Origin of the sequence: Pseudoalteromonas sp. SR44-2, assembly GCF_014163745.1 — a bacterium.
GTDB classification, from domain to species: Bacteria; Pseudomonadota; Gammaproteobacteria; order Enterobacterales; family Alteromonadaceae; genus Pseudoalteromonas; species Pseudoalteromonas distincta.
On the sequence record NZ_JACJDW010000001.1, the window covers coordinates 198,858 to 213,622 of the forward strand.

Genomic DNA, 14,765 nt, shown 5'->3' on the forward strand with positions numbered 1-14,765 from the left:
AAGCGAGCGTGATTATACAAACCAGCTCGCTTTTAGGAGAGTAATTTGGGGGTTAATTAAGCTCTGAATCAACCCAAAACTTAGTTCCTTTTAATACAGCTTGTAGTGCAAGGCCATTTTCGGTTACAGAATATACAGTTACTTGATCTGCAATTGCTTCGGCAACCAATGCACCGCCTTTATCTTCATATTTAGCTGCTGCATCAGCGTTTCCGCCAAACGCCCAACCATGTTCAATAAATCTATTTAGTGCAGCTTGATTATGAAAAACCATTACAACGTTAAAATCTTTTACACCTAAACCAAGCCCTAAACCTGCTTCACCCATATTCATGTAAGTCGATTTACCAGTAAGGTTATTTTTAACCACGCCGTAACCGCCACCAAAACTGGCTAAAACAACATTTACGTTCGCGTTATCAAAAACAGCGTAACCAGCCGAATTAGCAATTTGTTTTTTAACGTCAGGTTTTTCAGCGTATAATTTATCTAATGTGTTTGTTTTCATACTTTGTACAAGTGAACGTTTTTCGCTTGGTGATGCACTACCTGTAGTAGCACACCCAGTTAACGCAACAGTTAAAGCCAGTACGCTTAGTATAATTAGTTTTTTCATAATTTTTTCCTTAATAAGATATAGCAACCAACAACCATAGAATAATCACAGTATTAAAATAATTAGAGCTTTACTATGTCCAATACTAGACAGTATCGGACTTTAACGTTATTCTGTAAGCCTATTATTTAATTGAATATTTATACATTATGCTTGTTGCTTTGGTTGATACGTTAAAACAATTAAGATATCAAATTGCCCATCTAGATGACGGTACTCTAAATTCAGAATACCCAGAACTTGCATCTTTTATACAGGAAGTTGGCTTGACTGTAACTGAATCAAAAGCCGATCTGACATTCTTATATCAGTTTTTATATGTTTATGGCCGAAAATCGGAAGCCACTTATAGCCGTTTTCGAAATGAGCTTGAACGCTTTTATTTATGGTCATGGTTAATAGCAGAAAAATCAGTATTCGATTTAAAACGTGAAGATATCGAAGCTTACGTTGATTTTATGGTTGAACCTGATAAAGAATGGGCTGCAACTTCAGTGCAATGGCGTTATAAAGATGAGCAAGGAATTCGTAGATTAAATCAAAATTGGCGCCCTTTTATGCTAAAAGAATCGACTGCCAGCCAACAAACTTTATCGGCCATGTTTACTGCCTTAAATGTATTTTATAAGTTTGCCCTACTCGAAGAAAAAACATTCGCGAACTTTGTCCCTGTTGTTAAAAAAAATAGCCCGTATTTAGTTGTTCAATCACAAATTCAAATTCCTGATACATTAAGTGATATTCAATGGGAATACGTTTTTGGTGTAACGCGTGATTTATGCGAACATAACCCTGATTTAGAGCGAAATTTGTTTACGCTTGCCTGCTTAAAAGGTCTTTATTTACGAATTTCAGAATTATCTGAGCGCCCACAATGGTCGCCGGTGATGTCTCATTTTTGGCAAGATAATGATGGATTTTGGTTTTTACGTATAATGGGTAAAGGTAATAAATTACGAGATGTAACCTTAAGTGATGATTTTGTTGAATATTTAAAACGATACAGATTATATCGAGGTCTACCTGCCCTTCCTCGGGTTGATGAATCTGAGCCGTTAGTTCATAAAATTCGCGGTCAAGGTGGTATGACCGTAAGGCAAATTAGGCGTTTAGTTCAACAAAGTTTTGATTATGCTCAGCAATCATTACTTGATGATGGTTTTAAAGATGACGCTGAACAACTTGGCGCTGCAACTGCACATTGGCTTCGTCATACTGGTGCTACACATGATGCGCAAACCAGACCGCTCAAACATTTATCAGAAGATTTAGGCCATTCTAAAATTGCTACTACCGATCAAATTTATATTCAAACAAATATTAAAGAGCGAGCAAAATCTGGACTTAAAAGGAAAATTTAATGGAGTATTTAGTAATATCATTTATAGGCGGACTATTTTTAATTTATTCTTTAACACTTCGCCAGTTAGAAAAAACAGAAGTAACAGGCCCAATGTTTTTTGTTGTTGGGGGAATATGTTTAGCTTTAATGCTACCCAACGAAGGGGATAAAATAAAAGAAGGCGTTGATCTTTTATTACCATTTATAGAGCTTACGCTAAGTATATTTTTATTTTCTGATGCAGCTAAATCAAAGTTAAGTGTATTAAGGCATAGTTTTCAGTATCCTAGTTTACTGTTGTTTGTTGCCCTACCCTTAACTTTATTACTCGGTATTGCTGTTGCTTTATTTTTCTTTGCTGAGCTTTCACTTATTCAAGCGGCGTTGCTCGCTATTATTTTAACACCTACTGATGCGGCATTAAGTAAAGGGTTACTAGCAAGTACACAAGTGCCTGAAAAAATACGCGAAGGAATAAATACTGAAAGTGGTTTGAACGATGGATTATGTGTGCCCATATTTTTAATATTTATATTACTCGCTAAAAATCCTGACTCAGCTATTACTACAACACAAACATTAAGTGTGTTTGTCCGAGAGCTTGGCCTGGCTCTATTAATAGCTATTACAAGTATCGCTGTTTTTATACCGAGTTTAAACTTTGCAATGAAACGTCATTACTTTGCACAAAATACCAGTCCATTTTTATTACTTGGTTTTGCTATGGCTGTGTTTTCTGTCACTCAGTATTTTCATGGCAGTGGATTTATTGCGGTGTTTATTGCAGGTTTACTATTTGATAAATTTTCGACTGAAGAAGTTAGAACAGAATTAATTGAAGACTCAGAGCACATCGCAGATTTTACATCGCTAATGATTTGGTGTTTGTTTGGGTTTGTTTGTGCTTACTTAGTTATCCCGAAATTAAATACTGAAATTATAATTTACGCTTTATTAAGTACAACATTAATTAGAATAATTCCTGTTATGTTGTCACTGCAGTTTACGGCATTGAATATTAAAGAGCGTTTTACATTTGCGTGGTTTGGACCAAGAGGATTAGCATCAATTGTTTTTACATTGATGGTGATTGATACGCAAATAGAAAACAAATATCAAATTGCGACAATAGCAATGACGACTATTTTGTTTAGTGTATTTATTCACGGTATAAGTACAAAGCCAATTGCAGACAGTTTCGCTAAAAAATCTAAATAGCTTTTATAAAAATTAGTGAATTTTTTGCCGAAGGTATCAAGGCGTTTTTCCAGCCTCAAAAACGATCATTTAATTAAGCGAATGGGTATTAATAAAAAAAGGCGTAACTTATTTTTAAGTTACGCCTTTTTTTTAACTTTTATTAGCTAAGTACCTGTGCGAGTAATTCAATTGGGTGTTTTGGTTTAAATTTCTCAAAACGTTTAACTTGGCTGCGACAAGAAAAGCCCGTAGATAAAAGTTGCTCTGGTTTATTTTTATCTACAATTGGTTTCCAACTCATTTCGTAAAGTGCACGTGAGTTATCTTGATTTTGTGCTTCGTGGCCATAAGTTCCCGCCATTCCACAACAACCTGTATTTGTTGTTTTTAATGTTAAACCAATATCACTGAAAATTGTTTGCCAAACATTTGCTGCTTTTGGCAGTGAAGTTGTTTCAGTACAGTGACTCAATAATGTAAATTCGGTATCTGTATCTTGCTTTGCGCTTAGTGATTTAAACGATTGTGTTTCTAACCACTCATGAGCAAGTTGCACATTAAATTCACCACGGTTATTTTCTAAAATTGTATTATATTCATCGCGGTAACACATAACGAGTGACGCATCTAAACCGACTAGCGGTGCATTAATATCATTTAATTTATTTAAAAACTCAGCTGCATTTTTAGCTGTAACTTTAAATTCATGCAAAAAACCTTTTACGTGTTGCGGTTTACCATTTGGTTTAAAAGGTAATAGCATTGGTTTTTTGCCAAGTTGGGTTATTAAAGTAATAAAACTTTCTACTAGTTCTGCTTCGTAAAAGCTCGTAAATGGGTCTTGTACTATTAATACATATTCACTTTGTTGCTCTGCATTTAATTTATTTAATAAATCAAAATCAAATTTTTGTGTTTTAGTAATACGCTTTGAAAGTGCAGGAATACTTAACTGTGGTGTATCAACATAGCCAACTGTTTTTTTAATAACATTGCTTACTAATGATGTTTTAACAATTGGGTTTATAACTTTTGCAAACTTTGCCATTAATGGCGCGCTGCTTTCTATGTTACCAACAAGGTAATCTTTTAGCGGACGCGCATAATAACTATGATAATAATTTAAAAAGCGCGAACGAAAAGTAGGAACATCTACTTTAATAGGGCAAGCAGTTGTACATGCTTTACATGCTAAACATTCATCCATTGACGCTTTTACTTCGTGAGAAAAATCGTAAATACCTTTTCGTTTTTCGCGGCTATGAACGAAACGTTCCCACCAGGTGATTACTTCACCTTTGTTAAGCTGCTTTTCTACTTCGAGTAAATCTACATTTTTTGACTCTTGTAATCGAAGCCATTCGCGCATTAAACTTGCGCGACCTTTTGGTGAATTACGACGATCGCCAGTTACTTTATACGATGGACACATAGGTGAATTTTCATCGTAATTAAAGCATATGCCATTACCATTACAGGTCATTGCATTGTTAAAACTGGTTTTAACTTCTATTGATATTTGCTTATCGAAGTGCGATCTCTTTTGTCCATCAACACTAACTAGTGAGTCTTCACTATCGATAGGAGTACATATTTTACCAGGGTTAATACGATTATTAGGATCGAAAGCTGTCTTTATTTTACGAAGTTGCGTATATAAATGCTCACCAAAAAATTCAGGACTATATTCACTTCGGTAACCTTTACCGTGCTCGCCCCACATTAAACCGCCGTACTTAGCGGTTAGTTTTACTACCTGATCTGAAATAGTTCGCAGTAGTTTTTCTTGTTCTGGGTCACACATATCAAGTGCCGGCCGCACATGTAAAACCCCAGCATCAACATGGCCAAACATACCATACTGTAAATTATGGCTGTCGAGTAATGCTCTAAATTCGACAATATAATCTGCTAAGTTTTCAGGCGGTACAGCGGTGTCTTCTGCAAAGGCGAGTGGTTTTTGACTGCCTTTCACATTACCTAATAAACCCACAGACTTTTTACGCATTGCGTAAATTTTTAGTATATCGCTTTTATCACTGGTTAACTGATAACCAATAACGCCATTAGTTTGATTTGCTACGCATTCATCTAGAAGCTTACAAAGTGTGTCTACTTTGTCTTTTATATCATCGTTTGATACTGCATTAAACTCGACCATGTTAAGGCCTTGCATATCTTTATTTGGTACATCGGTTATTAAGTCCGATACTAAATTCCAAATGATGTCTTCACGCGCTAAGTTTAAAACTTTGCTATCTACGGTTTCTACCGATGTTGCGCGTGCATCAACTAAAAACGGTGAATGACGAAGTGCTGAATCAAAGCTATCGTATTTGATATTTATAAGGGTTTTAAATTCGGCAATAGGCGTTAGGTTTAATTTAGCTTCAGTTACTATACCCAATGAGCCTTCTGAACCTGTTATTAGTCGGCTCATGTCAAAAATAAGTAAGTCATCACTTAGAACATGCTCTAGGTCGTAACCGGTTAAAAACCTATTTAACCGTGGAAACTTAGCTAAAATAGCTGCGCGTTCATTAACTGAAATATCTAAAACTGTTTTATATAAACTACCAATTAAAGAGTCTTGCTCGGCTATAATTTTTGCTTTGTCGATGTTTATTGGTGAGGTACACATAGGTGTACCATCGACTAAATAAGTTGTAAGCCCTAAAACATGATCGCTTGTTTTTCCGTAAACTAACGAACCTTGCCCAGAGGCGTCAGTACTTATCATGCCACCAATAGTTGCCCTGTTACTAGTAGATAAATCGGGTGAGAAGAAAAAACCATAAGGTTTTAAAAAGTCATTAAGTTGATCTTTTATTACGCCAGTTTGAACGCGTACCCAGCCTTCTTCTACATTTATTTCGAGGATTTCGCGCATATAGCGAGACAAATCTACAACAATACCTGGTGTTAACGATTGACCGTTAGTACCTGTTCCGCCACCACGAGGGCCAAAAGTTAATGATAAAAATGGGTCGCGAGATGCAGTTTGCAGTGCGAGTTGAATATCTTTTTCATTTTTTGGAAAAATAACACCTTGCGGTATTTCCTGATACACACTGTTATCAGTTGAAGCAGTAATACGCGTTGCATAACTGGCATCGGTATCTCCACTAAAACCTTGGCTTGCAATGGTATTTAGGTAATTTGCGACAAGTTCTGTCGCGGCATCTTGCTGTGTAATTGTTGCTATCATGACGGCGATATTTTAGGGCATTTGACTAATTATATCATGGTGATGGCGAATAGAAATTGAAGATTTTACAGTTTGTAACACTCTTTTAGTCGATTTTAATGCAGCTTAAATTATACTCAAGTTAACGAGTAATGAGGTGTGTTATATGAAAAAATTACTACTACAGATCAGTGGCGTGCTATTTATTTTGCTAGGATTATTTTTCGCGATCGTCCCTGGCCCATCGATTATATTTTTTATGGCGGGTTTATTGTGTTTTTCGTTTTACTATCCTAAAGCGCGACATTACTTATCACTTTGTCAAAAGGCGTTAACTAAATCATGTGCTTATTTAGATAAAAAATTAGCCCGTTAACTTACTTTTAATTGGGTATAAAAAAATGCCAGCAATACATTGCTGGCATTTTTTATAGCTTACCTATTTATTACTTTGCTAATTTTTTAGCTAGGTATAACCATGTTTCTATTACTGTGTCTGGGTTTAGTGAAACAGAGTCAATGCCCTGCTCTACTAACCATGCTGCAAAGTCTTCGTGATCTGAAGGACCTTGACCACAAATACCTACGTACTTGCCTTTTTCTTTAGCTGTTTTAATTGCCATAGAAAGTAGTTTTTTAATTGCTGGGTTACGTTCATCAAACAAATGTGCGATTAAACCAGAATCACGATCAAGACCAAGCGTTAACTGTGTTAAATCGTTAGAGCCGATAGAAAAACCATCAAACATTTCTAAAAATTCATCAGCAAGTAATGCATTTGAAGGCAGCTCACACATCATGATTACTTTAAGACCATTTTCACCACGTTTAAGGCCATGCTCTTCTAGTAGTTCAATTACGCGTTTACCTTCTTCAAGGGTACGTACGAATGGGATCATGATTTCTATGTTTGCCATATCCATGTCGTTTCTTACGCGTTTTATAGCTTCACATTCTAGTGCAAAACAATCGCGGAAGTCTTCAGAAATATAACGTGCGGCGCCACGAAAACCAATCATTGGGTTTTCTTCTTCTGGCTCGTATTGCTGGCCACCAACTAGGTTTGCGTATTCGTTTGATTTAAAATCAGACATACGCACAATTACACGCTCCGGTGCAAAAGCACAACCAAGCGTTGAAATACCTTCAACCAGTTTTGTTATGTAAAATTCTACTGGTGATTCGTAACCGGCAATCATGTCAGTAATTTCTGCTTTTAATGCATCTGTTTGCGCATCAAAATTTAATAACGCTTTAGGGTGAACGCCAATCATACGGTTGATAATAAATTCAACTCGCGCAAGGCCAACACCTGCATGCGGTAAGCGTGCAAAGTCAAAGGCGCGATCGGGATTACCCACGTTCATCATGACTTTCATTGGTAGTTCTGGCATTTTATCAACGCGTGACGTTAGTATTTCAAAATCTAAAATACCTTCGTAAATAAAGCCGGTATCGCCTTCGGCGCACGATACTGTTACTTCTTGTCCCGCTTTAATTAAATCAGTTGCATTACCACAACCAACAACTGCCGGAATACCAAGTTCGCGTGCAATTATTGCCGCGTGACACGTACGGCCACCACGATTTGTAACAATCGCTGCTGCACGTTTCATGATTGGTTCCCAATCAGGGTCGGTCATATCGGTAACTAAAATATCGCCTACTTGTACCTGGTCCATTTCTTTGATTGAATCAAGAACACGTACAACACCGCTACCAATTTTGTGACCAATTGCACGGCCTTCAACAAGTACATTACTTGTGCCATTTAATTGAAAACGTTCCATTACGTTTGAGTCTTCGTTTGAGCGGACAGTTTCTGGACGTGCTTGAACTATATATAGTTTGCCGTCGTTTCCGTCTTTTGCCCATTCGATGTCCATAGGACGACCGTAATGTTTTTCAATGATTACAGCTTGCTTGGCAAGTTCTTGCACTTCTTCATCTGTAATCGAAAATTTATTAGAAAGCTCAGGGTCAACATCAACGATGTCTACTTGCTTACCATGTGCTTTGTCTTCAGAGTAAATCATTTGTATGGCTTTAGAACCAATATTACGACGTACTACTGAAGGTTTGTTTTTAAGGAGTGTTGGTTTATGAACATAAAATTCATCAGGGTTAACCGCGCCCTGTACAACCATTTCACCTAAGCCATAGCTTGATGTAATAAATACAACGTCTTCAAAACCAGACTCTGTATCAATACTAAACATTACGCCAGATGCTGACTTATCTGAACGTACCATGCGCTGTATACCTGCTGATAACGCTACACCACGATGATCGTAACCTTGGTGAACACGATATGAGATTGCGCGGTCGTTAAATAATGAAGCAAATACGTGTTTAATAGCGACCATGACTGAATCGATACCGACAACGTTAAGGAAAGTTTCTTGTTGGCCTGCGAATGATGCATCTGGCATATCTTCAGCGGTAGCTGATGAACGTACTGCAAATGAAACATCTGCTGCAGTATCGCCATGGAGTTGGCTATATGCGTCGCGAATGGCTTGATCTAGGTTTGGTTGGAATGGTGTGTCGATTATCCATTGGCGGATATCGGCACCGACTTTAGCGAGTGTATTTACATCATCAACATCAAGTGTATCTAGGATGTCATGAATTTTGGCGGTGAGTCCTGATTGATCTAGAAACTCATTAAAAGCATCTGCGGTAGTTGCAAAACCACCCGGTACTTGTACACCTGCGTTTGCGAGGTTTGAAATCATTTCGCCAAGTGACGCGTTTTTACCGCCAACTCGAGGAACATCTTGCATACCAAGCTCTTGATACCAGAGAACGTATTCTTGCACGGATCTTTCTCCAAAAAAACAAATTGTAGGTCTAACTGTGAGAGTTAAGAAAGAAAACCTTTTATAAAGGTCGTCATCATTCTACACTGGCAACAGTCCTCACGTAAACCGTGGGAAACCCATTTTAGGGATTTAAACGCAATAAAAAGGTTAATTATGAGAACTGCTTTTTATATATCAGATGGAACAGCAATTACTTCAGAGGTATTTGGGCATGCGACTTTGTCGTTGTTTCCTATCGATTTTAATCATAAAACAATTCCATTTGTAGAAACTGAAGAAAAAGCGCACGAAATTAAAGCTTTAATTAATGCAACCGCTTCAAAAACAGGTGAAAAGCCTTTCGTGTTTTTTACTTTTGTGAATCACAATTTAAGTGAAATTATAAAATCGGCTGATGCAGTTACGTATGATTTTTTAACTACGTATAGCGAAAAAATAGAAAAAGAACTCAACGTAGCTCCTGTGCCAAAAATGCATCGTACGCATTCTATCCACGAAAAAAGTTATGATTTTAGAATTGATGCGGTTAACTATGCTCTTATGAATGATGATGGCGGAAATATTAAAAACTTTTCCGAAGCAGACATCATTTTAATTGGCGTTAGCAGAAGTGGTAAAACACCGACAAGCTTATACTTAGCACTGCAGTACGGCATTAAAGCAGCTAACTATCCTATTACAGAAGAAGATTTAGATAATGAAGGTTTGCCTAAGTGTTTAGTCCCTTATAAACATAAGTTATTTGGACTGACGATTGACCCTGAGAGGCTTGCGGCTATAAGGCATCGACGTATGGCTAACTCTAAGTATGCTTCAATTAAACAGTGCCGTATTGAGGTGCGCGAAGTGGAAATGTTGTATAAGCGTCACAAAATAGCTTACTTTAATTCTACGCATCATTCTGTTGAAGAAATTTCTGCAAAAATACTGATAGAAACAGACTTGGAGCGACGTAAGTACTAACTTACTCATCAAATTTGTAATAAAAAACCGCAACTAAGCGGTTTTTTTTGTATCAATAAATATTATTTACGTGCGTCTTTTAGTAAATCAGCTACTAAAAAGCCTAACTCTAATACTTGGTCGGCGTTAAGGCGTGGATCACACTGCGTTTTGTAACGCTGTGCTAAGTCATCGTCAGATAAACCGTAAGCACCGCCTGTACATTCTGTTACGTGCTGACCTGTCATTTCTAGGTGAACACCACCTGCGTATGAACCTTCAGCTTTGTGTACAGCGAAGAATTGACTGATTTCGCGCATGATATTATCGAAGTTACGCGTTTTGTAACCCGATGTCGCTTTTTCAGTATTACCGTGCATTGGATCAGAACTCCAAATTACTTTACGGCCTTCTTGTTGAACCCTTCTTACTAGTGCTGGGAGTTTTTCTGGCAGTACGTCTGCACCCATACGTGTAATTAGCGTTAAACGACCAGGAATGTTATCTGGGTTTAATGCGTCAATTAAACGAATTAGGTCGTCTGGGTCCATACCTGGGCCTACTTTAACACCAATTGGGTTTTTAATGCCTTTAAAGAATTCAATATGTGCATGGTCTAGTTGGCGTGTACGTTCACCTATCCAAACAAAGTGAGCAGAACAATCGTACCAGTCACCCGATAAATGGTCGCGACGTGTTAGTGCCTCTTCGTAACCAAGTAGTAAAGCTTCGTGAGAAGTGTATAAATCGGTTTCTTTTAAGCTTGGCGCAATTGTAGAGTTAATTCCGCACACTTCCATAAACTCTAGTGCGTCTTGAATTTTATCTGCAAGTTGTTGGTATTTTTCTTTAAGTGGATTTGCAGCAACAAAGCCCATGTTCCAGCGGTTAACCTGATGAAGATCGGCTAGGCCACCTTGTGCAAATGCACGTAATAAGTTTAATGTAGCAGCACTATGATGGTATGCAGTCATTAAACGTTGTGGGTCTGGAATGCGCGCTTCTTCTGTAAACTCAATATTATTAATGATGTCGCCACGGTAAGATGGTAAAGACACGCCATTAATTGTTTCTAAGTCTGCTGAACGAGGTTTAGCGTATTGACCAGCCATACGCGCTATTTTAACTACAGGGCATTTACCGCCGTAAGTTAATACAACAGCCATTTGTAAAATTGTTTTGAATGTATCGCGAATATTAGCGGCATTAAAATCGCTAAACGACTCGGCACAGTCACCACCTTGGAGTAAAAATGCACGACCTTCGCACACGTCTTCAAGTTGTTTGAATAGGCTTCTTGTTTCTTCAGCAAAAACTAGAGGCGGAGCCGTTTTTAATTGGCCTTCTACTGATTTAAGTATTTCTTGATCTGGGTACTGTGGCTGCTGCAGTATTGGCAGCTCTCTCCAGCTATTTGGGTTCCACGATGACATAATTTTTCCTCATTCCTACATTACCTGATAAGAAGAAATTAACGTATGCAGACCCCTATGTTCAAGGACTAAATTCACTATTTTCCAATTATTTAGTTATGAGTTAAGTATAAAAGTAATTTTACTTAACTCAGGTGATTATATAACAATCACTTTAGTTTTATTTAAAATAAACTAAAGTGATTAAAAACATACAATTAGAGTTAATTAGTTTCAATTTTAACACATTGAGAATAAATAAAGCACAAGGGTATATTATATGTATTTTACCCAAGAACACATCATACTTAAATTGCATCAAATGTAATCTTAACTTTACGCGCTAAATTAATTATTAACTAACAGGGACTATATGCAGGACTGAATATATGATATAGCATTTTGTGTTGCTCATTTATATGTACTTTAAGCCTAGTAGAATAGCGCTGTTGATTATTCTGATGCCAGAATATACTTACAACTGACACCAGGTAATCTGCTGATTCACCACTCATCTTCCCACCCTGCCGCCAACGTTATTTAGCAAGTTGTCATAACTAAAAACTTAACTGCCAGTGATGCCTTAAATGGCTCTCATGCAAAAATCATGTATGACATTCTAAGCTTTTGGATGATAAACCCATAGTTAAAACACGTTATAATATTAATCACTAATTAGAGAATCAACCAAAACTAACACTATTATTTAGAACACAACCGCACCAAGTTCATATTACATACCTCATTTATTAGGCAATTAAGCTCTAAGCGGACTAACTCTTTAATCAATAAAACAGTACTAAATTACAGGAATAGGTAGAACCACGCACCCAGCAAGAACACATCATACTTATATTGATTTATATGTTATCTGAACATAAAGCATAATTTTATTTAATATTTACTCAATGCGAAGTGCATGCAATAATATCGAATTGGTAAGATGTGTTCTTTGAGGTGTGCCGTGGTTACTAAAGTTCAAATTAGGAGTCAGTTTGATTTAATGAACGAATTAACTTTGAGGTTAATTGAGGAATTAAACGAATGTGAGTTTTCCAGAGCAGAGTACTATCAGTTACCTGATGTAAGTAATTTAGATGAAAATAAGGTTCCTGAGTCCATACCTGTCTCTAAAATAAGTGGAGCGCCGGCTCAAAAGGCAATTTTAAACTCCTTTTCTGACATTTATAAAAAATCGGGTTTAAGCAGTCGCGTGTTAAAAAGGCACCCTGGTTTACTTGTTATTAAAAATGCAGATAAACAAGGTTTAAATAATCGTATAGCACAAGTTAACAAAGCTAAAGCTAGTTTCAAAGAGTGTATATTGGCAATTGATAATAACGATGCACGATTTGAGGCTGTTCATAATGCAATACCAAATTTAATAACACTTGCTGCTTATCGTAAGATTCACAGTGAGAGCGAATCACCATTTTCCGTTAGGTTTACTTGGATGCACAAGCACGCAACTAAAACGTTGACTAAAAAAATGGCCCTCGAAATGCTCGACAAATCGGCCAGTTATCGAAATCCAAGAATGATAGATCAACAAAAATGGCAATCACTTGTAGCTCAAGAACAATTACGGGTTGCTAGTTTAGGTGAAAAGGAAAAATTAAGAATTCGTCGCCCTACTCGCGTAAGCCCTCAAGTTAATGTGAGATACACAGCACAAAACCGCTATCATGTGAGCGCCGCATTACCATTTATTCTGATTAATCCAGAACCAGACGTTAAACTAGGTATCTTGCCTGATTATAAAAAACCCGAAGCTCATCCTCGAAAACGTGAGTATGATTTTTTAGTTGATAGGCTATATTTAGAACAAGTTGACCGATAGCTATTATGTTAAAAAGGCCACAATATGTGGCCTTTTTAGTAAATATATGTACAGTATTTAAAATAACGTTTATTATTTTTCTACTATCTCTTCTATTTTATCTTCATCAATTAACACTGCATTTTCAACAATACGTTTACCGCCTTGAATCTCAATGCGTTTGTTGTGTTTGTTCAATGTAAGTATTTCATCGCAAAACTGATCAGAGGGGTGCATTTCGTATGTGTAATCAATAATGTTACCAGTTTTGTCATCTTTGACGTTTGTAATGCTGTATTCTGATATAGCACCTTTTTCAATCAAATCTTTCATTGTGGTGGTCATATCACGACGAAGCGCTTTTAATTTATTTTCCGTAATATCATCAGTTGAATAAATAGATCCGTATTTTTCCATAATAGAAAGTAATCTAAAATGATACGTTTTACCTGGAGCTGCATAACGCCAAAGGTGATACAAACGAAGCATCATCCAACGCGACAATCCCCGTTTTAATTCTTGTGCACTGTTAAAGTAATATCCTTTGTATTCAAGGTTATCAATCATGTTATGAACAAACGCATTTAAACAGGCCACACACTTTACATTGCCACCTTGACCCTTTTTACCACTAAAGTGAAGTGACGATAAAAAGTTCATATTTGACTCGTAAAACGAATCATCTATATCGGAGTTTTTAGTATCGGTTGCTGAATATTTAAATGAAAGTTTAGAACCTTGCAATGCTTCAAGTGACTCTTTAATTGCAGGATATGGCATTGACTGCCCTACCGCTTTGAGCTCTTGCGCTAATTCGTTCATAGAAAAAACAACTGCGTATTGAATACCGGACTTAAAATTAATTTTAACTATTTTGCCTTTAGAAGCTAAACGAATAAGTGCTCGTTCTACTTTTTCTTCTCTGTCTGATGGCCAAACAAGATACTCAATATCTTCACCATCTTTACGAGTACTGACAACAGCAGGGGTAATTTTTATCTCACCGTCGTATAAAATACCATCTACTTTCTCTGATATTTTACGCGTAATGATTGTTTTTTTAGGCGCTTCTTCAAGTGGCAATTTTTTATAGCCAGAGCGAACAAAACGGCCCCACAAATCATAATGATTAAACGTGTTTGAATATGCACGTAAACCATGAGCTGCATTTTCAATAGAAATTCGCACGTCTTTGTTGTCTGTAAATAGTGCTAAACTTTCGTTATCAATTGCACTTTCCACCCCGTGGATTTGGCCCCTGAGTGTATCGGGCAAATTATCTACCGAGATGTTGACCTTTCGGCTCATTGTTCTTATTTCCATTTTTATTGCGACATCTAATAACAACACATTAATCAACAAAAGTTAAATGTTTAAGTTAGTATAAAAGTGATCTGACTTTAAATAAAATGTTTAGATCAC

10 protein-coding genes are annotated in these 14,765 nt (G+C 36.8%); 5 read left to right on the forward strand and 5 right to left on the reverse strand.

Going from position 1 to position 14,765, the window contains the following annotated elements; translation table 11 throughout:
- Nucleotides 1-52: 52 nt before the first annotated feature.
- Nucleotides 53-616, reverse strand: coding sequence for a YSC84-related protein (locus H5115_RS00810; protein ID WP_024605345.1), 564 nt, complete (start codon nt 614-616; stop codon nt 53-55).
- A 149-nt stretch (nt 617-765) separates the two neighbouring features.
- On the opposite strand from H5115_RS00810, the gene H5115_RS00815 reads away from it, so the two are divergent.
- Entirely contained in the window at nt 766-1,977 is a 1,212-nt protein-coding gene (locus H5115_RS00815) for a tyrosine-type recombinase/integrase (protein WP_007377559.1), read from the forward strand.
- The gene (locus H5115_RS00820) at nt 1,977-3,176 is read left to right on the forward strand and encodes a sodium:proton antiporter (RefSeq protein ID WP_182753106.1); all 1,200 of its coding nucleotides are present in this window, start codon (nt 1,977-1,979) and stop codon (nt 3,174-3,176) included. Before H5115_RS00815 ends, H5115_RS00820 begins: the two co-directional genes overlap by 1 nt.
- A gap of 142 nt (nt 3,177-3,318) precedes the next feature.
- Here the strand turns inward: H5115_RS00820 and H5115_RS00825 are convergent, their stop codons facing one another.
- Complete coding sequence (locus H5115_RS00825) at nt 3,319-6,366, reverse strand: FAD-binding and (Fe-S)-binding domain-containing protein (RefSeq protein WP_182753108.1); 3,048 nt, start codon at nt 6,364-6,366, stop codon at nt 3,319-3,321.
- Between the two features lie 145 nt (nt 6,367-6,511).
- Here H5115_RS00825 and H5115_RS00830 point away from each other — a divergent pair, with 145 nt between their 5' ends.
- On the forward strand, nt 6,512-6,721 hold the full coding sequence (locus H5115_RS00830; RefSeq protein WP_165723774.1) for a PGPGW domain-containing protein: 210 nt from the start codon (nt 6,512-6,514) through the stop codon (nt 6,719-6,721).
- A 70-nt stretch (nt 6,722-6,791) separates the two neighbouring features.
- Here the strand turns inward: H5115_RS00830 and ppsA are convergent, their stop codons facing one another.
- On the reverse strand, nt 6,792-9,167 hold the full coding sequence (gene ppsA, locus H5115_RS00835) for a phosphoenolpyruvate synthase (protein WP_182753110.1): 2,376 nt from the start codon (nt 9,165-9,167) through the stop codon (nt 6,792-6,794).
- Nucleotides 9,168-9,323: 156 nt separating this feature from the next.
- On the opposite strand from ppsA, the gene H5115_RS00840 reads away from it, so the two are divergent.
- Nucleotides 9,324-10,133, forward strand: coding sequence for a pyruvate, water dikinase regulatory protein (locus tag H5115_RS00840; protein ID WP_182753111.1), 810 nt, complete (start codon nt 9,324-9,326; stop codon nt 10,131-10,133).
- Nucleotides 10,134-10,195: 62 nt separating this feature from the next.
- Here H5115_RS00840 and H5115_RS00845 read toward each other — a convergent pair whose 3' ends face one another.
- Entirely contained in the window at nt 10,196-11,545 is a 1,350-nt protein-coding gene (locus H5115_RS00845; protein ID WP_024596521.1) for a class II 3-deoxy-7-phosphoheptulonate synthase, read from the reverse strand.
- 943 nt (nt 11,546-12,488) lie between these two features.
- Between H5115_RS00845 and H5115_RS00850 the strand changes: the two genes are divergently transcribed.
- A complete protein-coding gene (locus H5115_RS00850; protein ID WP_182753113.1) occupies nt 12,489-13,364 on the forward strand; it encodes a DNA replication terminus site-binding protein in 876 nt (291 codons plus the stop codon).
- 72 nt (nt 13,365-13,436) lie between these two features.
- Here H5115_RS00850 and H5115_RS00855 read toward each other — a convergent pair whose 3' ends face one another.
- Complete coding sequence (locus tag H5115_RS00855; protein ID WP_024596523.1) at nt 13,437-14,651, reverse strand: hypothetical protein; 1,215 nt, start codon at nt 14,649-14,651, stop codon at nt 13,437-13,439.
- Between the last annotated feature and the right edge of the window lie 114 nt (nt 14,652-14,765).